This window comes from Moheibacter lacus (genome assembly GCF_014042165.1).
GTDB lineage: Bacteria > Bacteroidota > Bacteroidia > Flavobacteriales > Weeksellaceae > Moheibacter > Moheibacter lacus.
The window spans coordinates 1,403,130-1,426,592 of sequence record NZ_JACDZE010000001.1 but is presented as its reverse complement, the minus strand read 5'-3'; the positions used below and the strand labels follow the sequence as shown (position 1 = coordinate 1,426,592).

The 23,463-nt window shown below is 37.4% G+C and carries 25 protein-coding genes; 16 read left to right on the top strand and 9 right to left on the bottom strand.

Going from position 1 to position 23,463, the window contains the following annotated elements:
- Window positions 1-53: 53 nt before the first annotated feature.
- Entirely contained in the window at window positions 54-836 is a 783-nt protein-coding gene (locus tag HU137_RS06645) for a hypothetical protein (RefSeq protein WP_182043004.1), read from the bottom strand.
- A gap of 113 nt (window positions 837-949) precedes the next feature.
- Between HU137_RS06645 and miaB the strand changes: the two genes are divergently transcribed.
- The 5 genes from miaB to secG all read left to right on the top strand — a co-directional run bounded on the left by miaB (window position 950) and on the right by secG (window position 5,489).
- Window positions 950-2,392: a tRNA (N6-isopentenyl adenosine(37)-C2)-methylthiotransferase MiaB gene (gene miaB, locus HU137_RS06640; protein WP_182043003.1), complete on the top strand. Its 1,443-nt coding sequence runs from the start codon at window positions 950-952 to the stop codon at window positions 2,390-2,392.
- A gap of 74 nt (window positions 2,393-2,466) precedes the next feature.
- Window positions 2,467-3,717, top strand: coding sequence for a sigma-54 interaction domain-containing protein (locus HU137_RS06635; RefSeq protein WP_182043002.1), 1,251 nt, complete (start codon window positions 2,467-2,469; stop codon window positions 3,715-3,717).
- On the top strand, window positions 3,714-4,259 hold the full coding sequence (locus HU137_RS06630) for an LptE family protein (protein WP_246361487.1): 546 nt from the start codon (window positions 3,714-3,716) through the stop codon (window positions 4,257-4,259). Before HU137_RS06635 ends, HU137_RS06630 begins: the two co-directional genes overlap by 4 nt.
- A gap of 37 nt (window positions 4,260-4,296) precedes the next feature.
- Entirely contained in the window at window positions 4,297-5,067 is a 771-nt protein-coding gene (locus tag HU137_RS06625) for a tetratricopeptide repeat protein (RefSeq protein WP_182043001.1), read from the top strand.
- A 77-nt stretch (window positions 5,068-5,144) separates the two neighbouring features.
- A complete protein-coding gene (gene secG, locus HU137_RS06620; protein WP_182043000.1) occupies window positions 5,145-5,489 on the top strand; it encodes a preprotein translocase subunit SecG in 345 nt (114 codons plus the stop codon).
- Window positions 5,490-5,539: 50 nt separating this feature from the next.
- On the opposite strand, the gene HU137_RS06615 is transcribed toward secG, so the two are convergent.
- Entirely contained in the window at window positions 5,540-6,370 is an 831-nt protein-coding gene (locus HU137_RS06615; protein WP_182042999.1) for an ion transporter, read from the bottom strand.
- Between the two features lie 70 nt (window positions 6,371-6,440).
- On the opposite strand from HU137_RS06615, the gene HU137_RS13120 reads away from it, so the two are divergent.
- Together HU137_RS13120 and HU137_RS06605 are read left to right on the top strand one after the other, a co-directional pair.
- Window positions 6,441-6,575 (top strand): NAD-dependent epimerase/dehydratase family protein, encoded by a 135-nt coding sequence (locus tag HU137_RS13120; protein WP_182042998.1) that lies wholly within the window; start codon window positions 6,441-6,443, stop codon window positions 6,573-6,575.
- Complete coding sequence (locus HU137_RS06605; protein ID WP_182042997.1) at window positions 6,517-7,332, top strand: TIGR01777 family oxidoreductase; 816 nt, start codon at window positions 6,517-6,519, stop codon at window positions 7,330-7,332. Before HU137_RS13120 ends, HU137_RS06605 begins: the two co-directional genes overlap by 59 nt.
- On the opposite strand, the gene HU137_RS06600 is transcribed toward HU137_RS06605, so the two are convergent.
- The 4 genes from HU137_RS06600 to HU137_RS06585 form a co-directional block, all read right to left on the bottom strand.
- Window positions 7,321-8,277, bottom strand: coding sequence for a GYDIA family GHMP kinase (locus HU137_RS06600; protein WP_182042996.1), 957 nt, complete (start codon window positions 8,275-8,277; stop codon window positions 7,321-7,323). The genes HU137_RS06605 and HU137_RS06600 overlap by 12 nt on opposite strands.
- Before the next feature lie 23 nt (window positions 8,278-8,300).
- A complete protein-coding gene (fabD, locus tag HU137_RS06595) occupies window positions 8,301-9,182 on the bottom strand; it encodes an ACP S-malonyltransferase (protein WP_182042995.1) in 882 nt (293 codons plus the stop codon).
- Window positions 9,183-9,307: 125 nt separating this feature from the next.
- Entirely contained in the window at window positions 9,308-11,227 is a 1,920-nt protein-coding gene (locus tag HU137_RS06590) for a glycosyltransferase (RefSeq protein ID WP_182042994.1), read from the bottom strand.
- A gap of 35 nt (window positions 11,228-11,262) precedes the next feature.
- Entirely contained in the window at window positions 11,263-12,078 is an 816-nt protein-coding gene (locus tag HU137_RS06585) for a 2,3,4,5-tetrahydropyridine-2,6-dicarboxylate N-succinyltransferase (RefSeq protein ID WP_182042993.1), read from the bottom strand.
- A 144-nt stretch (window positions 12,079-12,222) separates the two neighbouring features.
- Here HU137_RS06585 and ruvX point away from each other — a divergent pair, with 144 nt between their 5' ends.
- From ruvX to HU137_RS06555, 6 genes are all read left to right on the top strand, one after another.
- The gene (gene ruvX, locus HU137_RS06580; RefSeq protein ID WP_182042992.1) at window positions 12,223-12,636 is read left to right on the top strand and encodes a Holliday junction resolvase RuvX; all 414 of its coding nucleotides are present in this window, start codon (window positions 12,223-12,225) and stop codon (window positions 12,634-12,636) included.
- 88 nt (window positions 12,637-12,724) lie between these two features.
- Window positions 12,725-13,297 carry a peptide deformylase gene (def, locus tag HU137_RS06575; RefSeq protein WP_182042991.1) on the top strand — a complete coding sequence of 191 codons (573 nt, stop codon included), beginning with the start codon at window positions 12,725-12,727 and terminating at the stop codon, window positions 13,295-13,297.
- Between the two features lie 20 nt (window positions 13,298-13,317).
- Complete coding sequence (locus HU137_RS06570) at window positions 13,318-13,785, top strand: DUF5606 family protein (protein ID WP_182042990.1); 468 nt, start codon at window positions 13,318-13,320, stop codon at window positions 13,783-13,785.
- A 74-nt stretch (window positions 13,786-13,859) separates the two neighbouring features.
- Complete coding sequence (gene mazG / locus HU137_RS06565) at window positions 13,860-14,624, top strand: nucleoside triphosphate pyrophosphohydrolase (RefSeq protein WP_182042989.1); 765 nt, start codon at window positions 13,860-13,862, stop codon at window positions 14,622-14,624.
- Between the two features lie 123 nt (window positions 14,625-14,747).
- Entirely contained in the window at window positions 14,748-16,754 is a 2,007-nt protein-coding gene (uvrB, locus tag HU137_RS06560) for an excinuclease ABC subunit UvrB (protein WP_182042988.1), read from the top strand.
- 166 nt (window positions 16,755-16,920) lie between these two features.
- A complete protein-coding gene (locus tag HU137_RS06555) occupies window positions 16,921-18,072 on the top strand; it encodes an MFS transporter (RefSeq protein ID WP_182042987.1) in 1,152 nt (383 codons plus the stop codon).
- 76 nt (window positions 18,073-18,148) lie between these two features.
- Here the strand turns inward: HU137_RS06555 and HU137_RS06550 are convergent, their stop codons facing one another.
- The 3 genes from HU137_RS06550 to HU137_RS06540 all read right to left on the bottom strand — a co-directional run bounded on the left by HU137_RS06550 (window position 18,149) and on the right by HU137_RS06540 (window position 22,342).
- Window positions 18,149-19,570 carry an MBL fold metallo-hydrolase gene (locus HU137_RS06550; RefSeq protein ID WP_182042986.1) on the bottom strand — a complete coding sequence of 474 codons (1,422 nt, stop codon included), beginning with the start codon at window positions 19,568-19,570 and terminating at the stop codon, window positions 18,149-18,151.
- A 76-nt stretch (window positions 19,571-19,646) separates the two neighbouring features.
- The gene (locus tag HU137_RS06545) at window positions 19,647-20,462 is read right to left on the bottom strand and encodes a sulfite exporter TauE/SafE family protein (protein ID WP_182042985.1); all 816 of its coding nucleotides are present in this window, start codon (window positions 20,460-20,462) and stop codon (window positions 19,647-19,649) included.
- Window positions 20,462-22,342, bottom strand: a complete 1,881-nt coding sequence (locus HU137_RS06540) for an ABC-F family ATP-binding cassette domain-containing protein (RefSeq protein WP_182042984.1) — start codon at window positions 22,340-22,342, stop codon at window positions 20,462-20,464. Before HU137_RS06540 ends, HU137_RS06545 begins: the two co-directional genes overlap by 1 nt.
- A gap of 132 nt (window positions 22,343-22,474) precedes the next feature.
- On the opposite strand from HU137_RS06540, the gene HU137_RS06535 reads away from it, so the two are divergent.
- The 3 genes from HU137_RS06535 to HU137_RS06525 are packed head-to-tail and all read left to right on the top strand — an operon-like array spanning window position 22,475 to window position 23,431.
- The gene (locus HU137_RS06535) at window positions 22,475-22,876 is read left to right on the top strand and encodes a DoxX family protein (RefSeq protein WP_182042983.1); all 402 of its coding nucleotides are present in this window, start codon (window positions 22,475-22,477) and stop codon (window positions 22,874-22,876) included.
- Window positions 22,877-22,892: 16 nt separating this feature from the next.
- A complete protein-coding gene (locus tag HU137_RS06530) occupies window positions 22,893-23,231 on the top strand; it encodes a hypothetical protein (RefSeq protein ID WP_182042982.1) in 339 nt (112 codons plus the stop codon).
- Window positions 23,228-23,431, top strand: a complete 204-nt coding sequence (locus HU137_RS06525) for a hypothetical protein (protein WP_182042981.1) — start codon at window positions 23,228-23,230, stop codon at window positions 23,429-23,431. The genes HU137_RS06530 and HU137_RS06525 overlap by 4 nt, the downstream gene beginning before the upstream one ends.
- Window positions 23,432-23,463: the final 32 nt, after the last annotated feature.

The window sequence follows — 23,463 nt, the reverse complement described above, 5'->3', positions numbered from 1 at the left end:
TTGTTAATTTTTCCGCAAAAATAGAAACAAATTTTTGAAGCAACCAAAAACTACTAAGAATGCCCTATTTCTTCGATTTCGTTTTCTTGAAATCCTACGATGTGTTTGTACAACATATAAACCGTTACCAGAACCAATGGATAGGTTACGATTCTCCCTACCAAACACAATAAATATCCGGCTATTCCTATGAGTGAAGCCACAAAAAGAATTTGAAATACAGTGAACCAATTTTTATTGACCAATTTGATACTGGTTGTAAAAGCCTGAACACCACTTGCGTTAGTGAACATCACGATCGGACAAGCAATCACAGCTGCTACCCAAATATAAATTCCAGGAAGCACGAAAAAAACTGTTGCAATTTTGGAAATAAAGAAATAAATCACGGCCAGAACCATCAATCGGCTCCAATATTGCGGCTTAAATCCTTCAAATAACGTCCCTATATTGAAAGCACCATTTTTATCCAATTCTCGACAAACCATCATAAATCCGCCGGCTAATGGAAAAGCAAGTAACATGACGAATTCCGTTCCCAATCGGGTAATTAATAAGGTATTCATATGTTCCATGTAAAAATCCTGGACTTCATACAAAAGAACATTTGGATCTTGGATGCCTTGTATGTCCATCATGAATTCGTTGGTGACATTTCGAAAACCCGTGAGGCTTTCCAATAAAAAATTGACCAAAAAAGAAGCAAAACTATATAATATTACCGCCAAAGCTCCTACACCAATTAATTTTGTAAAAAGATTCCAAGACTCGTTAAATACGACTCCATATTTAATCGAATATTCTTTATTCTGAATTTTTTCTATTTCTGAATTCATGTCAATTTGTTTCTGCCTCAAAAATAGGGAAAAGTTAAAAATATGCAAAGATCAAAAAAACTGCCATATTGTCAGTGAAATTTGTACCTTTGCAAACTATTTGATTTCAAAAAATGCATACCGAAACAAAAGAAATAAACGAGAGCAGACAAGGCGAATCTTTGTTGTTACAGGATAATAAAACCAATTCCAAAAAGCTTTTTCTCGAAAGCTATGGTTGTCAGATGAATTTTTCTGATTCTGAAATCGTGGCTTCTATTTTATCTGAAAACGGATACAATACGACCAATAAGATGGAGGAAGCTGATTTGATTTTGGTCAATACTTGTTCCATCCGTGAAAAAGCCGAACAAACGGTACGTAAAAGATTGGGTGAATTCAATGCGTTGAAAAGGACCAATCCAACGATGAAAGTGGGTGTTCTCGGTTGTATGGCAGAACGTTTGAAATCTAAATTTCTCGAAGAAGAAAAAATCGTAGATTTAGTAGTTGGGCCTGATGCTTATCGGGATTTGCCTAATTTGTTAGAAGATGTAGATGATGGTCGACAAGCGATCAATGTCATTCTATCAAAAGATGAAACTTATGCGGATTTAAATCCGGTTCGTTTAGGCGGAAATGGCGTAACTGCATTTGTGACGATCACCAGAGGCTGTGACAATATGTGTACTTTCTGTGTGGTACCATTTACACGTGGACGTGAAAGAAGCCGAGATCCTTATTCGATCGTTGAAGAATGTAAAAATCTATGGAAAGAAGGTTACAAAGAAGTCACGCTTTTGGGTCAAAATGTAGATTCTTATTTATGGTTTGGAGGCGGTATGAAAAAAGATTTCAAAAAAGCTTCTGAAATGCAAAAAGCCACTGCAGTTGATTTTGCTCAATTGCTTTCTTTAGTTGCTGAAACATTACCCGGAATGAGAATCAGATTCTCTACTTCCAACCCTCAAGATATGCACGAAAATGTTTTACGGATGATTGCAAAATACGATAATATCTGTAAATACATCCACCTTCCGGTTCAGTCAGGAAGCACGACTGTCCTAGAAAGAATGAATCGTCAACATACCAGAGAAGAATACATTGAATTAATCGATAAAATCCGTGAAATCGTTCCGGATTTGGCGCTTTCACATGATATGATTGCAGGTTTCTGTGGAGAAACAGAAGAAGAACACCAAGACACGCTTTCTTTGATGGAATATGTGAAATACGATTTCGGATTTATGTTTGCGTATTCTGACCGCCCGGGAACCCCGGCCCATAAAAAAATGGAAGATGATGTTCCGGAAGAAATCAAAAAAAGAAGATTGACCGAAATCATCAATCTTCAACAAAAACACGGAAAAGAAAGAATGGAAGCTTATGTCGGAAAAGTACATGAAGTTTTGATCGAAGGAAACAGCAAGCGCGATGAGAACTATTGGTTTGGAAGAATTTCACAAAATGCTGTAATGGTTTTCCCAAAAACAGAAGGAACCAAAGTAGGTGATTTTGTGATGGTCAAAGCAAATGATTGTACTTCGGCAACCCTTTTGGGAGAGATGATAAACTAAGTTGGCTTCAAGTTTAATTTTTAAACCTGAAACTTGAAATCCGAAACTTAAAACCTGAAACATTAAACAAATTAATGGACAACTTACAAACGATAAAACAAAGATTTTCAATCATAGGTAATGATGCCGGGCTCAATCGTGCTTTGGAGAAAGCCATTCAAGTTGCGCCGACTGACATTTCCGTTTTGGTGAGTGGAGAAAGTGGCGTAGGGAAAGAATTCATCCCAAAAATCATCCATTCGCAATCCGCCCGAAAACACAATAATTACATCGCTGTTAACTGTGGAGCCATACCTGAAGGAACGATTGATTCTGAATTATTTGGGCATGAAAAAGGTGCTTTTACAGGAGCTACAACCACTAGAAAAGGTTATTTTGAGGTGGCAGATAAAGGAACGATTTTCCTAGACGAAGTCGGTGAATTGCCTTTACCTACCCAGGTTCGTTTACTCCGGGTTTTGGAAAGTGGCGAATTCATGAAAGTGGGTTCTTCTGAAATCCAAAAAACAGACGTCCGGGTTGTCGCTGCGACCAATGTCAACATGATGCAGGCCATCGAAAAAGGAAAATTCAGAGAAGATTTGTATTATAGGCTGAATACCGTTCAAATTGACATGCCGGCCCTACGCAACCGCAAACAAGACATTCCGCTTTTGTTCAGAAAATTCTCGGCTGATTTCGCTGCAAAATACCGTATGCCTCCGTTGGATTTAAGCCCAGAAGCAGCCCAATACATCGTCAATTTCCCATGGCCTGGAAATATACGCCAATTGCGAAATGTAGCTGAAGAAATTTCGGTTGTGGAAAAAGACAGGCTGATTTCTTTGGAAAAAATCCAAGCTTATCTTCCTTATCAAAATTCAGTTCCTGTATTGGTCAATTCAGAAAAATCAACTGGGAGTGCAGACCATTTGGAGCGTGAAATTTTGTTCAAATTCTTATTGGAAATGAAACAAGACTTGAATGATTTGCGTTCATTGACTTTGGATTTGATTCATAATAAAGAAAATATTTCGTCTCAAAATCTGGATGTTTTAAAACGTGTCATTCAGGACAATGATGAAGCTGAAAATGATTTCTCTCCTTTAAAAATCATCCCAAAAGAGGAAAAACCGAGTTCCATCGTCCAAAATTATGATTTTGACGATCATGAATTTGAAGAAGTGAACGATTTGGAAGAACCGCTTTCGCTTCAGGATAAAGAAAAAGAAATGATCAAAAAAGCTTTGGAAAAATACAAAGGAAGAAGAAAATCTGCTGCAGACGAATTGGGCATTTCAGAACGGACGCTTTATAGAAAAATCAAACAATTTGATTTAGAATGATCTATATAAAAATGAAAGAATTGAAATCAAACTTTAAAATGCGAACTTTAAAAATATTGCTTCTCATTTTGGGCATCTTGGTTTTAAATAGTTGTTATACGCTTTCGGGCTCCTCCATCAAACCGGAATGGCAAACGATCAATATTTCGACTTTCCCCAATTATGCGCCGCAATACCAAAACCCCAATCTCAGTCAAGAGTTCACTAATCAACTGCAAGACATTTTCAATAATCGAACGAAATTGGCGCTGACCACAGATGAAACGGCAGACTTGTTAATCGATGGTGAAATCACGGGATACCAACAAAGTTCTGTTGCAATTCAATCCAACGAAGTTGCCGGCCAAAACCGTTTGACCATGACCGTGAGAGTACGCTACCAAAACAACCAAGACGAGACCAAGAGTTTTGACCGGTCTTTTTCTGCTTATGAAGATTTTGCTTCGAATTTGACTTTGCAACAAGCGGAAGGAGCACTACTTGACAGTATTTTGGAACAATTGACCACGCAAATTTTTAATGCGATCGCAATGGATTGGTAAGGCTAATTTGAAAATGAGTTAATTTGAAGCTTTGAAAATGAATACAAGAATTTCACACCTTTTACAAAATCCATTTGAAGTAGGAAACGAAGACATCGCTTTGTTACAAGACGAAATCGAAAAATATCCCTATTTCGCGACTTTGCGCACGCTTTTGTTATTTGGTTTAAAGGAATTGGATCATGATACTTATCAAGAAGAATTAAAGAAAACGAGCATCCACAGCCCGAGTCGTGTTGCGCTTTACCATTATCTCCAACGTGAAAAACAAACATCTACTGTCGATAATAAAACGGCAAATATTGAAGAAACAGCAACTTCAGTAATTGAAAAGGTTGAAGTTGAAAAAGAAATTCAAAAAGAAGAAACTGAATTGATTCAGCCAGAAGAAAGGATTGAAAATCAAGTGGAAAAAGAAGAGGAAGTTCAAGAAGAAATCAATACAACCTCATCTGAACATACTTTTTCTGAATGGCTTTCGCTTTCAAAATCCAATTCGGAAGAACCGGAAAAAACACCGAGTGAAAAGGATATTAAATACCAATTGATCGATGAATTTATCGAAAAATCACCCAAAATTTCTCCGGTCAACAAGACCCATGAGCCGAATCCGGTCCTAAAAAAATCAGAGATTTCGACTGAATTTTCAGATTTGATGACGGAGACTTTGGCGCAAATTTATGCAGAACAAAAAAAGTATGACAAAGCCATCCGTGCTTATAAAATTTTAAGTTTAAAGTATCCGGATAAAAAAGAAATTTTTGAAGACAAAATTGAAGAAATCGAAAATCTGATCGATTCCAAATAAGTTCAAGTAAATAATTTTGAATATTATACGAAAATTTAGTTTCTTTGCAGACTAAAATTTGAAAAAATAAGATTAAAATGCAGACGTTTTTATTTTTAATGATCATCATCATTGCGGTTTGTGTCATATTGGCTTTGGTTATTTTATCCCAAAACCCTAAAGGAGGAGGACTTTCTTCTACATTTGGTGGTTCTGGAGGAGGACAAATGTTCGGTGTACAACGCACCAACGAATTCCTTGACAAAGCAACTTGGACACTCGCTGGAATCATCGTAATTCTGATCATTACCGCAAACGTTCTGATGGAAAACCCATATACTACGAGTACAAATGTAGAAAGCGTTCCGGTAGAATTACCACCGGTTCAAACACCTGCAACAGACGCTCCTGCTACACCACCGGTAGATGGATCAGGAAATTAATTAGGATTTAAATATTGAGATATTGAAATCCCGGCTTAGGTCGGGATTTTTTATTTTAAAGGATTTCCACAGGTTTTACAATAGTTGGCAGCTTCTTCATGGTTTTGATCATGACAATTTTGGCAAACCTGAGTGGTTCGTTTGGATTCCCCTAAATTGGCGCTCATTGCCTCAGCAGACACAATTCCGGTTGGCACCGCAATCACACCATAACCTATGATCATTACAACAGAGGCTAAAAATTTTCCAACTGATGTGACTGGAGCTATATCACCATAACCAACCGTCGTAAGCGTTACAATTGCCCAATAAATACTGATCGGGATGCTGGTAAATCCGGATTCGGGATGTTTTCCCTCCACCACATACATGATAGAACCTATCACCACGACAATTAATATCACAAAAGCCAGAAAAACGACAATTTTCGCACGACTTTTCCGTAAAGCAATCAGCATGGTATATCCGCCGCGATTAAATTGGGTCAAACCAAAAATACGGAAGATACGGAAGAGCCTTAAAATGCGGATACTGGATAAATATTTGGTTTGCGGATATATGATACCCAAATAAGTGGGTAAAATACTCAACAAATCGATGATGCCATAAAAGCTGAAAAAATACCGCCAAGGTTTGCGTACACAATAAAGTCTAAATCCATATTCAACGGTAAAAATGGCGGTAACGATCCATTCCAGTATGACCAATAATTTATGGTGCTTGGCGTTGATCATCGGAACTGATTCCAACATAACCAACCCCACACTGATCATAATTACAACCAAAAGAAGGATATCAAACAACTTCCCATAATAAGTGTCTGCTTCAAAAATGATTTCAAAAATTCGGTCTTTGCGACGATTCAGTTTTGTTTTCTCCATTTTGGGAAAAAACAGCCTATCAATCAAATTCATTTCAACTAAATTTGTAAAACGAATGTACACATTATAAATGAAAACTGTATTAATCAGCGGAGCAACCGGATTAATTGGCAAACCAATTTCCAAAAAATTAGAAGAAAAAGGATATGAGGTCCGAAAGCTATCTAGAATTAAAAAAACCTGGACAATTCCATTGGGATCCTGATGAAAAAAAGATAGATGAAGCCGCTTTTGAAAATCTGGATGCCATCATCCATTTGGCGGGTGCTCCTATTTCGAAAAGATGGACCAAATCCTATAAAAAAGAAGTGTATGACAGCAGAGTCGAATCTGCAGATTTGCTTTTTGAATTTGCTAAAAAATTAAATTCTCCTGTCAAAAAATTCATCACCGCTTCCGGAACCAATTATTACGGAACCCAAACGACTGATAAAATTTTCACTGAAAACGACAAACATGCAAATGATTTTTTAGGAAAACTTTGTTTCGATTTAGAAAATTCCGCCCAAAAATTTGAGGAAATCGGTGCAAGTGTTTCGATGGTGAGAACTGCAGCTGTTTTATCCAAAAAAGGCGGAATGTTGAAAGAATTAATGCCGATAGCAAAATGGAATTTATTATCGGCTTTGGGTTCGGGAAAACAAATTTTACCTTGGATTCACATTGACGATTTAACCGATATTTATATTCAAATTTTAGAAAATGAAAATTTAAATGGCGCTTACAATGCTTCCGCGCCCGAATTTATAACCCAAAAAGAATTCGTCCAAAAATTGACAAAAGCAATGGACAAAAAAGTTATTTTTCCAAATGTTCCAAGTTTTATGTTGAAATTAATTTTAGGAGAAATGTCAACTATTTTATTGAAAGGAAGTGCGATTTCTTCCGAAAAAATTCAAAAAACCGGATTCGATTTTAAGTTCAAGAACTCGGACGCTGCTTTGAAAGATTTAATAACATAAAACCATTTCCCGAAAACTGAAAATCGTTTTGAATCCTTTTTCAAAAAAATAATTTCGGAAATTTTCACGTTCCGTAACCATCACAAAATCGCCGCCCCAAGCACCTAAGCTTTTTACCGTTCCTTCGTAATCTGAGAAATACAAATCTTTCACTTTCGGAATTTCTAAATGTGCGGAAAGCAGATTTTCGTGTTGATTCACTAAATTTTCAAATTCATTCAATTCTTCAACTTGAATCATTTTAGAAACAATTTCAGAAATTTCCCGAACCAATTTCTCATTTTTTAGTTTGGACTTATAGATTTTTGAAACGCTGATTTGCGTGTCTTGTTTTTGATTCAAATAAACAAAATGAAGTTTGTCCAAAAATTTAGGTTGAAAATGAATTGGCTCAAATTGTCTTTGATTTTCTTCAATTTGATATAAAATAGGTTGATTTTCTTCGGCGCAAGCAATATCATACCCGCTTGTATTAAAAGTCAATTTGTTCAATTCAAACTCATCCACACCGGAAAATTGAGCCAATAAATAAATCAAAGTCGAACTGCTTCCCAATCCCCAATTATTTGGAAATTCCAATTGGGTTTTGCAATGAATGTTTCGATTTTGACTTTGAAAAAAATTGGGGTTTAAGTTTTCAATTGCCTGAAAAATATCCAATAATTTGGAAGCCAATTTAGCATCAGAACTTCGAAGTATCATCAATGGATTGAGTTCAAATTCAACTGAAAACCAAAGCGAACCATCCTCTAAAAAAGCCTCCCAAATTAATTTAGGATTTTCAGAAACCTCCAAATATTTCACTTCTAACGTTTGACCTAAATTTGTAGGGACCGCAAATGAAAGCCCGCCATCGAGAACCGTGTATTCGCCAGCGATCAATAGTTTTCCGTTGGCTCTAAAAACGTTTAATCCGCCACGGCGGACAGGTGTTTCAGGTTTCATGTTTGGAGTTTGAGGCCTTTAGGTTAAGTAGCAGTTGCCGAACTCGTCACAGCAGTTCCATCAATTTTTCTGATCAATCCTTGTAAAGTATTTCCCGGACCGACTTCGATGAATTCCGCCGCTCCGTCTTTGACCATATTTTGAACCGATTGTGTCCATTTTACAGGAGCAGTCAACTGCGCAATCAGGTTTTTCTTGATTTCTTCCGGATCAGTCACAGCCGTTGTCGTTACATTTTGGTAAACGGGACAAATAGGTGTATTAAATTTTGTTTGATTGATTGCTTCTGCCAATTCATCTTCGGCAGGTTTCATGAGTGGCGAATGGAAAGCACCACCGACAGGCAATAACAAAGCACGTTTGGCTCCGGCTTCTTTTAGTTTTTCACAAGCCAATTCTACCGACGGAACTTCACCTGAAATCACCAATTGCCCCGGACAATTATAGTTAGCAGGAACAACAACGCCATCAATTTCCGCACATATTTTCTCGACGATTTCGTCTTCCAATCCGAGAATGGCAGCCATAGTAGAAGGTTGCATTTCACAGGCTTTCTGCATCGCCATCGCTCTTTTAAATACCAAATTCAATCCGGATTCAAAATCCAAAGTTCCGTTGGCAACCAAAGCTGAAATTTCTCCTAAGGAATGACCGGCCACCATATCCGGTTTGAAATTCTCCAAAGTTTTGGCTAAAATAACCGAATGTAAAAAAACCGCAGGTTGGGTTACTTTGGTTTGTTTGAGTTCGTCTGCGGTTCCTTCAAACATGATTTTTGAGATTTCAAAACCCAATTGTGCATCAGCTTGATTGAAAAGATTTCGGGCCAAATCGGAAGTATCATAAAGATTTTTTCCCATGCCAGTAAATTGGGCACCTTGTCCCGGAAATACGTATGCTTTCATTTGTTATTATTTATTGATTTCTATGGTCACATGGAACACCCAAATTAACATTCCGCAGTGTGATTTAAGTTTAATCATGGGTGTTTCATGTGATTTGTTCTAATTAAAAAATAAATGTAAAAAAATTATTTTGCTTTTTTCTCTTTTTCACTTTCCCACATTTTGGAAAGGAAAAGATATCGTTTAAAAACGTGGTGCGCATGCAGTTTGGAAATGATGTATCCTTCTCCTCCATCTAAAATCCCCATCCTCAAAACATAATGGTGCACAAATCGGAACCATGGTTTTACCCAAAAATGAAAAACATTGGGTTTCAATCGCTTAGAGAACAATTCTTTGGCGCGTAAAATGGAGTATTGGGTCAATTTTCGGTCGTATTCTTCAACTGAATAATAAGAATAATGGTCCAATTTATTTTGTAAAAACTTCACCTTTCCCTTGCTATCGATGAGTTCATGAACCAATCTTCCTTCACCATATCGATTTTTGGATTTCCTAAATAGACGAATGGCTTTGTCGTTTTGCCAACCAGATCGCTTGATGTATTTTTCCATGAAATAGAATCGGCGGTAAACAAAAAAAGCATCGGCTTCTGCTTTGTTAATTTCATCCATCATTTCAAAAATTAAGGCTTTTGAAATCCGCTCATCTGCATCGAAAAAAGTGACCCATTCGTTCTGAGCTTGATCGATGGCAAAGTTTTTTTGCGCTGTAAAGTTGTCAAATTTCCGCGTGATGAAAGTGACTTTCGGATGCTTTTTGGCAATTTCTGCTGTTCGGTCTGTACTTTCAGAATCCACAATGATGATTTCGTCCGCATACCAAGCTTCATCCAGAAATTTCTGAATGTTGCGCTCTTCGTTATACGTAATCAACAAAGCAGAAATTTTTGGCGTTTCCTTTTTGAATTCAACAGGCAAATCAATCGCACCAAAATTATCTTGCAAAAATTTGTCGGTTTCCGTCCTTACGTAAGGATAGTTCAATTTTCTATAGTATTTGTGAGTATTTCTTAATAGTTGTTTAGCAGTTGAATTGTCTACCGTTTTTTTATCCAAATCTTGGAAATGAACGCTCACATGATGAAATCCATCTTCAAAACAGCCCCAGTCAGAAGGAAATTTATGCGGCGAATAAATGCTAAAAGTCGGAATATCCAAAGCTTTGGACATATTTACCGCTCCACCTTCATTTCCAACAAACGCATCACAATGGTAAAGAATTTTTAAAAATTCTCGAACCGATTTCCCCATCACTTCCGGATAAATTTTATCAGTCGAACTCAATCCTGCTAATATTTTATCGACGGTACTTTGTTGGCTCGGAATATAATTGAACAACAAATTGAAATCATAATATTTCTGGAGATGAGAAATCAATTTGATCATGTATTCAATCGGCCATGACTTTTCTTCACTGCTTCCTAAAATTCCGACCATCAAGGTTTTACGATCAAAATCCAATTTGGCTTTTTGCAAAATATCCTTTCCTTCCTGAATTTCTTCTTCCGTTAAATAAATTTTGGGGTGAAGTGCTAGTTCTATTTGTCCTTTCATCAAAGGACTAGCAAGTGAAACTCGGTTATCAATGGCCGTACAAGAAGTCTCTACAGAAGGAATCATCGTTTTCTTGACCACATCCGTATAAATGTGTTTAAAAAAGGGTTTGTCGTAACTGATGCGACGTTTGGCTCTGGATTTTAAGACGATGAACCGACTTTGCAATTTGGCATAAGGATCTAGAACGATGTCATAATTCTCCTGTTTGATTTGGTTGGCATATTGGTTTAAAACCAAAATCTTTTTAAGTTTTTTCTCATCAAATGAAATGATTTGATCGATAAAAGGATTGTTCTCCAACACTGAAACTGCAGGTTTATAACAAAAATAATGTACCTCAATTTCAGGATCAATTTGTTTCAAATTTTCAGCGATGACCGAAGAAGTCAACACATCGCCGATGTATTTGTTTTGCAAAATCAAAGCTTTTGTTCTACCCGAAACGAATTTTGAATCGATCTGATTATTTTTTTGAAATTCCAGCATACCTTTTCCTCAAAATGAATTTAAGCAGAATTTCCTTAAACCGCAACATTATGCTCTCTCAAAGCATCATTTAATGAGGTTTTTAAATCGGTGCTTTCTTTTCTTTTTCCTATGATCAAGGCACATGGCACTTGGAACTCTCCTGCTGGAAACTTTTTGGTATAACTTCCCGGAATCACTACCGATCTCGGTGGAACGGAACCTTTTACCTCAACCGGAGTCTCACCCGTTACATCGATGATTTTGGTCGAAGCCGTCAACACGACATTTGCGCCTAGAACCGCTTCCTTCCCTACGCGTACGCCTTCTACTACGATGCAACGCGAACCGATAAATGCATTGTCCTCAATGATAACCGGCGCAGCTTGCAATGGCTCCAAAACCCCTCCAATTCCTACTCCACCACTTAGATGAACATTTTTCCCGATTTGAGCGCAACTTCCTACCGTCGCCCAAGTATCGACCATCGTTCCTTCATCTACATAAGCGCCGATGTTAACATAAGAAGGCATCATGATCACACCTTTTGAAACATAAGAACCATGTCGTGCGATTGCATGTGGAACGACACGAACACCTTTTTCAGCATAATTTCTTTTCAATGGAATTTTATCGTGAAATTCAAAAATCCCAACTTCAATCGTTTCCATTTTCTGGATTGGAAAATACATCACTACCGCTTTTTTCACCCACTCATTCACTTTCCAACCTGATTCTACTGGTTCTGCCACGCGTAAACTTCCTTCGTCCAATAAGTCAATAACTTTTCGTACGGCATTTTGGGTTTCAGTTTGATTCAATAATTCTCGGTTTTCCCAAGCCGCTTCTATGATCGATTGTAAATTTTCCATTTTAATAATTCAGTTGGCTACAAAACTACATTTTTCAAACGAAATTCGAACTTCGAAAATCGAATTTCGCTTTTTATTTCAATTTGATTTTAAAATATCTCACGAAACTTCTGACTTCTAATTTCTATATTCTAAATTTGCTCTATGCCAAGAATCATTGCCATCGACTACGGAATGAAACGAACGGGAATTGCCGTCACCGACGAATTGCAAATCATCGCCACTGCACTTGACACCATCGAAACTTCTAAATTGATTCCTTTTCTGGAAAAATATTTCAGTGAAAATAATATTCAGGAAATCGTGATTGGGCTTCCGATGCGTATGTATGGTGAAGTTGGTCAACTGGAAACGGAAATCCAAAAATTCATATTGAAATTAAAAGAGAAATTTCCACTCATTCCGATTTTCCGGCAAGATGAATCTTTCACCTCCAAAATGGCTTCTCAAGCAATTTTTCAATCCGGAGCCAAAAAGAAAAAACGCCAAGACAAATCCTTAATTGACAAAGTCAGTGCAACGATTATTTTGCAATCATATATGGAATCTAAGTTGTAGGTTCTGAGTTGAGTGTTTTGCGTTAAATTCTTTTTACTTTCTATTTTTTACTTTCTACATAGTTTTATCTTTGCATCAAATTTTCAACATGATTTTACCCATTCGTGCATTTGGTGATCCAGTTTTAAGACAAAAAGCAGTTGACATCGACCCAAACTACAAAAACCTCAAACCATTGATTGAAAACATGTTTGAGACGATGGCAGATGCTTACGGCGTAGGTTTGGCAGCACCTCAAATCGGTTTGGCAATCCGACTTTTTATAGTAGATTTGACGCCTTTTGCAGATGATGAAGAATATGAGGATATTTCTGAAGAATTAAAATCTTTCAAAAAAGTATTCATCAACCCAAAAATCATCGAGAAAAAAGGAGAAGAATGGAAGTTTAACGAAGGCTGTTTGAGCATTCCGGGTGTGCGGGAAGACGTTTCCAGACCGGAAACCATAGTCATCGAATATTTAGATGAAAATTTTAAAAAACACAAAGAAGAAATTTCCGACATTCGTGCCCGCGTGATTCAACATGAATACGATCACATCGAAGGCATTTTGTTTACGGATTATTTATCGCCATTCAAGAAAAAATTGGTTCAAAACAAATTAAAAAATATATCAAAAGGGAAAGTGAAAGCAGATTATCAGATGCAATTTCCCAACTAAAAATTGACTGAAGAAGAATTATGGATTTAACAAAGATTATTTCAATTTCCGGAAAACCGGGATTGTTCAAATTGGTTTCTCAAGCCAAAGGAAGTTTTATCGTAGAAGATTTAGACAAAGGAAAAAAGACTTCTATTTCAGCACATAACAACGTGAGTTTGCTCGAAAATGTAGCGATTTATGGGGTTTCGGAAGAATTTCCATTGAAAGACGTTTTCACCAAAATCTATGAAAAAGAAAACGGTGGACCGACAATCAACCATAAAGAATCAGGTGCTACTTTAAGAAAATACATTGAAGAAGTTTTACCGGAATACGACGAATCCAGAGTTTATGATTCCGATTTGAAAAAGTTATTCCAATGGTACAACATCCTTCAAGCCAAAGGTTTGGTGACGCCGGAACCAGTTGCAGAAGTTGCTACAGAGGAAGTTGCAACGGAAGAAAAACCGAAGAAAAAAGCTGCGAAAGCGAAGAAAGAAGAATAAATGTTGGATGAGGGATGTTTGATGTTGGATGATTTAAAAAACATTAAACTTTAAACCTTGAACTTTAAACGAATATGAATTCACGCAAAGATAAATTAGAAGCTTTTAACCGTCTGTTAGACATTATGGACGATTTGCGTGAAAAATGTCCTTGGGACAAAAAACAAACCTTGGAATCGCTTCGTATTTTGACCATCGAGGAAATGTATGAACTTTCCGATGCGATTCTGGAAAAGGATACAGATGAAATCAAGAAGGAATTGGGCGACCTTTTCCTTCATTTGATTTTTTATTCGAAAATTGCTTCCGAAACTAATGATTTTGATGTGGCCGATGTGCTGAATGGCATTTCGGAGAAATTGATTCACCGTCATCCGCATATTTATGGCGATGTAGAAGTTGCCAACGAAGAGGAAGTCAAACAAAATTGGGAAAAACTCAAGCTGAAAGAGGGAAAAAAATCCGTTCTTGAAGGCGTTCCCAAATCCCTTCCGGCAATGGTAAAAGCCTATCGGATTCAGGAAAAAGTAAAAGGTGTAGGATTTGAATTTGAGAATTCGGAAGACACTTGGGCAAAAGTGCAGGAAGAAATCAACGAATTCAAAGCAGAAACAGAAGCAACCAAACGCGAACAAGAATTTGGGGATGTTTTGTTTTCACTCATCAATTATGCGCGTTTCACCGGAATCAATCCTGAGGATGCACTCGAACGCACCAATAAAAAATTCATTTCACGATTTCAAAAAATTGAGGATTTAGCGAAGCAACAAGGGAAAAACATCGCAGAACTTTCGCTGAAAGAACAAGATGAGTTGTGGGAAAAGGCGAAGCTAATTTGAAAATGAGTTAATTTGTCCGCTGCGGCGCGTGAAAATTAACTTTTCTTTTTCTATCATCCAGCTTCCAACATCCAGCTTCCATCATTTTTAACGTACCTTTGCATTCTCATTCCAAATCCGAATATGTCATTTAAAATCAATTCTGAATTTGAGCCTACGGGCGACCAGCCGAAAGCGATTCAATCTTTGTCGGATGGAATTCTTTCCGGTGATAAATACCAGACACTTTTGGGTGTAACCGGATCGGGAAAGACTTTTACAGTTGCAAATGTCGTTCAGGAAACACAACGACCGACTTTGGTTTTGGCGCATAACAAAACTTTAGCGGCGCAATTGTATATGGAATTCAAGGAATTTTTTCCGGAAAATGCGGTTGAATATTTCGTTTCCTATTATGATTATTACCAGCCTGAGGCGTATATTCCGACGACGGGATTGTACATCGAAAAAGATTTGTCAATTAACGAAGAAATCGAAAAATTACGATTGAGCACAACTTCTTCTCTCCTTTCCGGAAGACGAGATGTATTGGTAGTTGCATCCGTTTCCTGTTTGTACGGTATCGGAAATCCGACTGAATTTCATAAAAACATCATCAACATAAATGCAGGTGATACAATTTCCCGAACACAATTTTTACAAAAGTTGGTGAGTTCGTTGTATTCGCGTTCGGAAGTGGAATTTCAACGTGGAAATTTCCGGGTTCGTGGTGATGTAACGGATATTTTTCCGGCGTATTCTGACCAAGCGGTTCGGATTCATTTCTTTGGCGATGAAATCGAAGAAATCTCCACATTTGATCCGGCTTCAGGACGGACGATTTCGACTTTAGACAAAATCAATATTTATCCGGCGAATTTGTTTGTGACTTCACAAGATACGCTAAACGGTGCCATCAAATCCATCCAATTGGATATGGGAAAACAAGTCGCTTATTTTCAGGAAATCGGGAAACATTTGGAAGCGAAACGATTACAAGAACGCACCGAATTTGATTTGGAGATGATGAAAGAATTGGGCTATTGTTCAGGAATTGAGAATTATTCGCGCTATCTCGACGGTCGACTTCCCGGAACGCGACCTTTCTGTTTGCTCGATTATTTTCCAAAAGATTATTTGATGGTAGTGGACGAATCCCACGTAACGATTCCTCAAGTTCATGCGATGTACGGTGGCGACAGAAGCCGTAAGGAAAATTTGGTGGAATTCGGGTTTCGACTTCCGGCGGCGATGGACAACAGACCATTGAAATTTGAAGAATTCGAAGCGATGCAAAATCAGGTGATTTATGTGTCGGCTACGCCGGCAAATTACGAATTGGAGAAATCAGAAGGTGTGGTGGTGGAACAAATCATCCGCCCGACCGGATTACTCGATCCGATCATCGAAGTACGTCCTTCTTTAAACCAAATGGACGATTTAATGGAAGAAATCCAAAAACGAGCGGAAATAGACGAACGTACTTTGGTAACGACTTTGACCAAACGAATGGCAGAAGAATTGACCAAATATTTAACCAAATTTGGTGTGCGAACAAGGTACATTCATTCGGATGTGGACACTTTGGAGCGTGTACAAATCATGCAGGATTTACGAATTGGTTTGTTTGATGTTTTGGTGGGTGTGAATTTATTGAGAGAAGGTTTGGATTTACCGGAAGTCTCGTTGGTAGCGATTTTAGACGCGGACAAAGAAGGTTTTTTAAGGAACCATCGTTCGTTGACGCAAACTTCAGGTCGAGCTGCGCGAAATGTAAACGGACGTGTGATCATGTATGCCGATAAAATTACCGGAAGCATGCAAATGACCATCGATGAGACCAATCGACGTCGCGAAATTCAAATGAAATACAATGCAGATAACAATAAAACCCCGCAACCGCTGAACAAAAAAATCAATTTGATCAAAAATTCTGCGGAACAATTTGAATTGAATCCTTATGAAAGAAAACCTTTGAACAATATTGCTGCAGAGGAAAAAGCGAAATATGGTAATATGTCGGCCGATGATTTAAACAATAAAATCGAAGAATTTCAAAAGAAAATGGAAAAAGCAGCTGCCAATTTGGATTTTATCGAAGCTGCGAAATTTCGGGATTTGATCAAAGAATTGAAAGAAATGGATGTTTAATTCTTTTTATTTCTTAAAATCAATTCATCAAATTTACCTAAAATATTGATTTACAGATACAAATAAACATCATAACCAAATTTAATTTCGCCATAAAAAAATAATGCTCATTTCCATTTTTTCTTATTGAAATCAGCTCGACATTTGTGCGCTTATGAAAATTCAGATGAACAAAGGATTGATAGCCCTCGCATTTGGGGGAATGGCGATAGGAATGACTGAATTTACGATGATGGGAATTCTTCCCGACATCGCAAAAGACCTCGAAATCGAAATCCCAAAAGCAGCTCATTTGATTGCTTTGTATGCGCTTGGTGTTGTAGTTGGCGCACCGACTTTGGTGTTGTTTTCAGGGAAATATCCACCCAAAACCGTATTGATGGTGTTAATGTTGGTCTTTTTTGTGTTCAATGGATTATTTGCCATCGCTCCTGGATTTTTCTTACTTGAAGTCTCCCGATTTGCAGCCGGACTGCCGCATGGCGCATTTTTCGGCGTAGGTTCTGTCGTAGCTACTCATTTGGCAAAAAAGGGAAAAGAAGCCCAAGCGATTGCGACGATGTTCACCGGAATGACACTTGCCAATTTGATCGGTGTTCCGCTCGGAACCTACATTGGCCATCATTATTCTTGGCGAATTACCTATGGAATAATCGCCTTTTTGGGTTTGGTTACTTTCTTAGCTTTATGGTTTTGGTTGCCTAAGATTCAAGGTTCCAATAAAAATCTTTTTGGTCAACTCTCCTATTTTAAAAAAGGCCGTTCTTGGCTTTTGATTGCGATCATTTCCATCGGAACCGGAGGGTTATTTGCTTGGATCAGCTATATCGCTCCGATGGTAACCGAAGTTTCCAATGTGCCCGAAGGACGTGTTCCGATGATCATGATTCTGGTAGGTCTCGGGATGTTTTTTGGAAATATTTTGGGTGGAAAATTGGCCGATGCGGTCAATCCGACTAAAGCGACCATCATTTGTTTTTCATCGATGGTTCTCTGTTTATTGGTCGTTCATTTTACAGCACATATTCATGAAATGGCGTATGTGATGGCTTTTATCACGGGTGTGATTTCTTTCTCGGTGGGTTCACCGATTCAGATGATGCTCATCCGAGATGCCAAAGGCGCAGAAACCTTTGCTGCTTCTGCCGGACAAGCCAGCTTTAATATGGGAAATACTTTAGGTGCTTATTTGGGTGGAATTCCGATAACGATGGGATTAGCGTATGATACGCCGGTTTTGGTCGGTGTGGGAATGGCTTTTATAGGCGTGATGCTGACGTTTGCTTTTTTGAAAACTAAGAAGTCTGCTAAAAAATGATTTAAGTATATATAAAAAACCTCGCCGATTTCAGAAACCTGCGAGGTTGATACATTCTATATTTTTACACTGTAATTTACAACATCGTCGTCGGACAAACGAATTCAGTTTTTGGAAAAACATCTGAAGTTTTGATTTTCCCAAATCCACCTTCTACATTGATCAATTTATCATAACCTTTGGATTTCGCGATAGATGCGAAAATCACAGAACGATATCCACCGGCACAATGCACGAAATAAGTTTTATCGGCCGAAGCTTCATGTAAATTTTTATGGATATAATCCACCGGAAGATTCTGAGCCGATTTTACGTGTTCTGAGTCAAATTCGCCTGCACGTCTTACATCTAAAATGTTGATTTCAGGATTGGATGTGTATTGTTTTTCAAATTCGGAAATATCAATGCTTTCCAAAGTTTCAACCGGTTTTCCTTCATTTTTCCATTCGTCAAATCCACGATTTAGAAAACCTAAAACGTTGTCATATCCGATTCGGGACAGACGCATGATCACTTCTTCTTCTTTACCGATTTCGGAGATAAAAATTATTTTCTGGTTGATGTTCTCGATTACCGTTCCCACCCATGGTGCAAAATCACCTTGAACACCGATGAAATAAGAATTTGGAACAAATCCTTTTACGAAATCATTTTGATGACGCGTATCCAAAACCAACACATCCGGTTCAGCAGCCAACGTTTCAAATTCTTCTACCGACAATGGTTTTAAATTCTTTTTCAAGACGTCATCAAATCCCAAAGATTCTTTGCGGTTCATCACAGCATTGTTTGGGAAATAAGCCGGAGAAGGCGTTAATCCGGTGGTCAATTCTTTGATGAATTCATCTTTGGACAAATCGGGATTCAACGCATAATTCACTTTTTTCTGGTTTCCAAGTGTGTCAAAGGTTTCTTTGCTCATGTTTTTTCCACAAGCCGAACCTGCTCCATGACCGGGATACACGACGATTTCGTCGGAAAGAGGCATGATTTTATTTCGAAGCGAATCAAACATATGCCCCGCCAATTTATCTTGTGTCAAATCGGAAAAAACGCGCTGCGCCAAATCCGGACGACCTACATCACCGATGAACAGTGTATCTCCTGAAAACAACGCGATTTCTTTTCCATTTTCATCTCGCAGCAAAAAACAAGAAGATTCCATGGTATGTCCTGGTGTATGCAACAATTCAAAGGTTAATTTTCCTACTTGAAAAATTTCACCATCTTTTGCAATGTGAAAGTCAAAATCGGCTTCAGCAGTTGGTCCATAAACGATTTGAGCGCCGGATTTTTTAGCCAATTCCAAATGTCCTGAAACGAAATCAGCATGAAAATGCGTTTCAAAAATATATTTGATTTTTGCGCCATTTTTTTGGGCCATTTCAAAATAAGAGTCTATTTCACGCAAGGGATCAATTACAACTGCTTCTCCTTCACTTTCAACATAATAAGCCGCATGAGCCAGACATTTAGTATAGATTTGTTCGATTTTCATTTTAAAGAATTTAAAGTGTAAATTTATGAATTTTAGTTGGTTTTAAATTTTAATATGATATCATTCATCCTTAAGTTCAATTGGGTTTTATAAAGAATTCAATCATAAAAATGAATACCGCCATTCCTACTATAAAGTATCCAAATAGTACTTTCAGTTTTTGATTGTTGACAAATTGAGTTAGAATCCCGCCAATAAAAATACCGATCAAGGAGATGACCACAAATTTTAACAAGAAATACCAATCGATCTCCAATGTGAAAAAATCACCCAAAAAGAATCCGATCAAACAATTCAAACAAACGATTACCAATGAAGTTCCGATGGCTTCTTTGATCGGCAATTTGGCAATGAGCATCAAAGCCGGAACGATTAAAAATCCACCTCCAGCACCGATTAAACCCATAAAAACGCCTAAGAAAAATCCTTCACTCAACATTAAGGGATTAAACTCAAATGATTTTTTGTCAATTTCGGACAAATTTATTTTGGATTTATGCAACATCGTATAGGCTGCCAATAACATCAAAAGCCCGAAAAGCCCAAATATAAACATCCGACGCGTGACTTCAAATCCGAGTACATGAAACAATACTTCGGGTAGAACCGGTAAGACGATTCTTCTGATCAATAAAACGCCAACAACTGCCGGAATCCCAAAAATCCAAACCGATTTATAATTGACCAATCCTTTGCAAACAGACTGAACTGCTCCAAACAATGCCGTCGTACCTACGATAAAAAGCGAATAAGCCGTTGCCGTTTTTTCATCCAAATGGAACAAATAAGCCAAAATAGGAATCGAAAGAATGGAACCACCGCTTCCGGTCAATCCCATGATGAGCCCTATAAAAAGTGCTCCAAAATACCCTATGACTTCTTCGCAACCCATTAATCTTCTGTTAATAAGGACAATTCCAACCAACGCATTTCTTTTTCATCCAGCTTTTCTATGGTTTTTTCCAATTCTAAACTGATTTTCTGTAATTCTTCGAAATCTAAATCGGGTTGGGATAATTTATCGGTTAAATTTTCTTTTAATTCTTGAAGTTTTGGAATTTCTTTTTCAAGCGTTTCAAATTCTCGTTTTTCCTTAAAACTCACTTTTTTAGCATTTGCTTTTGAAGTCTCTTGGATTTTTTCTTTTGGTTTTTCTTGAATCTTTTTGGTTTCTTCCAATTCCTTTTGGATCAAAAAATATTCGGTATAATTTCCCAAAAACCAATTGATTTTACCATCCCCTTCAAAAACCATCATTTCATCCACAACTTTGTCCATGAAATAGCGGTCGTGACTCACGATGAGCAAACAACCTTGAAAATCCCGTAAGAAATTCTCCAAAACCGTCAAAGTCGGTAAATCCAAATCATTGGTCGGCTCATCGAGTATTAAAAAATTTGGATTTTGAAACAAAACCGCCAGCAATTGCAAACGTTTTTTTTCACCTCCACTCAATTTCTGAATCGGCGTGTATTGCTGTTCCGGACTGAAAAGAAACAATTCCATGAATTGCGAAGCCGAAAGTTGTTTTCCATTTGAAAGCGGAAAAGACTCAGCTAAATCTTTTACAAAATCGATGGCGCGCTGGTCTTCTTTAAAGTCGATTCCATCTTGTTTGAAATGGCCGATTTTCAGCGTTTCACCAATTTCGATTTCACCCGAATCAACGGTTTCGATTCCTTCAATTATTTTTAAAAAAGTCGTTTTTCCAACGCCATTTTTCCCGATGATCCCGATTTTATTGCCACGTCCGAAAAAATGGGAAAAATTGTCCAAAATGATTTTCTCTCCAAATCGTTTGGAAACTTCTTTCATTTCGATAATCTTTTTACCCAATCGCGTCATCTGCATATCGAGTTTCACTTCCGATTTATCGATTTTCTGATGGGCTTTTTCTTTGGTATCGTAAAAATCGTCGATCCGACTTTTGGATTTTGTCGTTCTGGCTTTGGGTTGGCGACGCATCCACTCCAATTCTTTTCTGTAAAGGTTTTGGGCTTTTCCGATTTCTGCAGTTTGGTTTTCAATGCGGATGGCTTTGTTGTTCACATAAGTTTCATAATCACCATTGTGTACGTAAGTTTGTCCACCTTCCAGTTCGATGATTTTGGTACAAATCGCATCGAGAAAATAGCGATCATGCGTCACCAAAATCATGGTTTTATTTTCTTTGTTCAAAAAGAATTCGAGCCATTCGACCATTTCGATGTCGAGATGGTTGGTCGGCTCATCCAGTATCAACAACAAATGACCAGACTCTAAACTGATGTCAATCAAGAATTTAGCTAAAGAAATCCTTTTGCGTTGACCACCGGAAAGTTCGCCAATTTTTTGATGAAGAAAATCAATTTTGAGTTTGGAAAGAATTTCCTGAATCGTTGATTCCACTTTCCAAGCATCCAATTGGTTCATTTTTTCCATCAGGTCCATAAGTTTAGGATCAAATGGATTTTTCAGCATCAATTCTTCATACTTTCGGATGACATCCAAAACCGAATTCGAATGATTAAAAATATAATCGCTTGCATTTAAAGCTTCGTTAAAATCATCGGTTTGTTCAAACAAGAGAACTTTAACGTCTTTGTTGAATAGAATTTCACCGGAATCTGAAGTTTCTTTACCAGCCAGAATTTTCAACAATGTAGATTTTCCACTGCCGTTTTTGGCCACCAATGCGATTTGGTCTCCTTCATTTACGTGAAAGGAAACTTCACGAAATAGCGTCCTGATCCCGTAGGATTTGGAAAGGCTGTTCGCCGAAAGATAATTCATTTGTGTGTTTGTTGTCGAAACAAATATAATGGATTTTTATTCAGCATTTCAAATCCATTCTGTTTGTCAAAAGCTAAATATTTCGATGAATTGATTGATTTTCGTTAATTTAGTGCAACTAATTCAAAAACTATGGAAGCATTAAAAGGTTTAGGACTTTTACTATTTCGATTTTTCATGGGAGGTCGGATATTTTTAGGCGTTTGGGACAATGTGGTCAGTTCAGAGAAAATGGCTGAATTTGCTCAATTTCTCGATAGTTATGGCGTTCCTTATCCGACTTTATCAGCGCCACTCTCGGTTTATGCACAGATGATTTGCGGACTTTTGATCGTACTCGGCCTCCAAACAAGGTTTGTGGCTTTTCTGATGTTGATCAATTTTCTGGTTGCGTTTTTTGTTGTGGACAGACATTTGAGTTTGGAAGAAATGACACCGGCTTTGGCGATGTTTTTTGGGAGTTTGTTGTTGATTTTTGAAGGAGCAGGAAGATTTAGTTTGGATGCGGTTTTTGATAAAAAAAGTGAAAATTAATTAAAAAGAAAGATTTATGAATGTTTGGTTGGATTCTTTACAGACTTTATTGGAGAAAGAAGTTTTAGCAGAATTTGATGAGATATATTATTTAGGAAGTACAAAAATTTTTGAAATTGCGGCAATTGATAAAACGATTATTGATCAAAATTTGAAGGAATTTCTTCGCAAAAATGATACAGATGTTAACGAAGATTTGTTAGATTTCTTTTTATTGGTCAACGATGAACGTCAAGATGTTTTGGTGGTTTTCAGTCCAATTGAATTATTTGAGAATGAAAAGATTTTCCATTTGTCAAAAGATTTAAGTGAAGATTTCAGCGATTTGGAGTCGATAGAATTGGTAAAAGGATGAACATTCAATTGATCGGAGGAATTTCATTTGGGATTTTGGGAATCTATTATTCGGTTTATTTGTACAGAGATTGGATTAAAGATCAAAAAGAAAAATCCCATTTAGCTGCTGCAAGATTGATCAGAGGAATTGGCGGAGCTGCAACTTTGTTTTTAATTTCTATTTTTTGTTTTTACGAATTTCACACAGTCGATCAATGATTTAGCTAATTCAATTCAGCTTTCGTCTTAAG

Bases quoted from the DNA above. Each gene is read 5' to 3' on its own strand.
- HU137_RS06540 (WP_182042984.1), bottom strand. From the start codon at position 22,342: ATGAATTATCTTTCGGCGAACAGCCTTTCCAAATCCTACGGGATCAGG.
- HU137_RS06585 (WP_182042993.1), bottom strand. From the start codon at position 12,078: ATGGAAAATTTACAATCGATCATAGAAGCGGCTTGGGAAAACCGAGAA.
- miaB (WP_182043003.1), top strand. From the start codon at position 950: ATGCATACCGAAACAAAAGAAATAAACGAGAGCAGACAAGGCGAATCT.
- secG (WP_182043000.1), top strand. From the start codon at position 5,145: ATGCAGACGTTTTTATTTTTAATGATCATCATCATTGCGGTTTGTGTC.
- ruvX (WP_182042992.1), top strand. From the start codon at position 12,223: ATGCCAAGAATCATTGCCATCGACTACGGAATGAAACGAACGGGAATT.
- HU137_RS06590 (WP_182042994.1), bottom strand. From the start codon at position 11,227: ATGCTGGAATTTCAAAAAAATAATCAGATCGATTCAAAATTCGTTTCG.
- mazG (WP_182042989.1), top strand. From the start codon at position 13,860: ATGAATTCACGCAAAGATAAATTAGAAGCTTTTAACCGTCTGTTAGAC.
- HU137_RS06530 (WP_182042982.1), top strand. From the start codon at position 22,893: ATGAATGTTTGGTTGGATTCTTTACAGACTTTATTGGAGAAAGAAGTT.
- def (WP_182042991.1), top strand. From the start codon at position 12,725: ATGATTTTACCCATTCGTGCATTTGGTGATCCAGTTTTAAGACAAAAA.
- HU137_RS06630 (WP_246361487.1), top strand. From the start codon at position 3,714: ATGATCTATATAAAAATGAAAGAATTGAAATCAAACTTTAAAATGCGA.
- HU137_RS06545 (WP_182042985.1), bottom strand. From the start codon at position 20,462: ATGGGTTGCGAAGAAGTCATAGGGTATTTTGGAGCACTTTTTATAGGG.
- HU137_RS06615 (WP_182042999.1), bottom strand. From the start codon at position 6,370: ATGGAGAAAACAAAACTGAATCGTCGCAAAGACCGAATTTTTGAAATC.
- HU137_RS06635 (WP_182043002.1), top strand. From the start codon at position 2,467: ATGGACAACTTACAAACGATAAAACAAAGATTTTCAATCATAGGTAAT.
- HU137_RS06645 (WP_182043004.1), bottom strand. From the start codon at position 836: ATGAATTCAGAAATAGAAAAAATTCAGAATAAAGAATATTCGATTAAA.
- uvrB (WP_182042988.1), top strand. From the start codon at position 14,748: ATGTCATTTAAAATCAATTCTGAATTTGAGCCTACGGGCGACCAGCCG.
- HU137_RS13120 (WP_182042998.1), top strand. From the start codon at position 6,441: ATGAAAACTGTATTAATCAGCGGAGCAACCGGATTAATTGGCAAACCA.
- HU137_RS06535 (WP_182042983.1), top strand. From the start codon at position 22,475: ATGGAAGCATTAAAAGGTTTAGGACTTTTACTATTTCGATTTTTCATG.
- HU137_RS06555 (WP_182042987.1), top strand. From the start codon at position 16,921: ATGAACAAAGGATTGATAGCCCTCGCATTTGGGGGAATGGCGATAGGA.
- HU137_RS06625 (WP_182043001.1), top strand. From the start codon at position 4,297: ATGAATACAAGAATTTCACACCTTTTACAAAATCCATTTGAAGTAGGA.
- fabD (WP_182042995.1), bottom strand. From the start codon at position 9,182: ATGAAAGCATACGTATTTCCGGGACAAGGTGCCCAATTTACTGGCATG.
- HU137_RS06525 (WP_182042981.1), top strand. From the start codon at position 23,228: ATGAACATTCAATTGATCGGAGGAATTTCATTTGGGATTTTGGGAATC.
- HU137_RS06605 (WP_182042997.1), top strand. From the start codon at position 6,517: ATGAGGTCCGAAAGCTATCTAGAATTAAAAAAACCTGGACAATTCCAT.
- HU137_RS06550 (WP_182042986.1), bottom strand. From the start codon at position 19,570: ATGAAAATCGAACAAATCTATACTAAATGTCTGGCTCATGCGGCTTAT.
- HU137_RS06570 (WP_182042990.1), top strand. From the start codon at position 13,318: ATGGATTTAACAAAGATTATTTCAATTTCCGGAAAACCGGGATTGTTC.
- HU137_RS06600 (WP_182042996.1), bottom strand. From the start codon at position 8,277: ATGAAACCTGAAACACCTGTCCGCCGTGGCGGATTAAACGTTTTTAGA.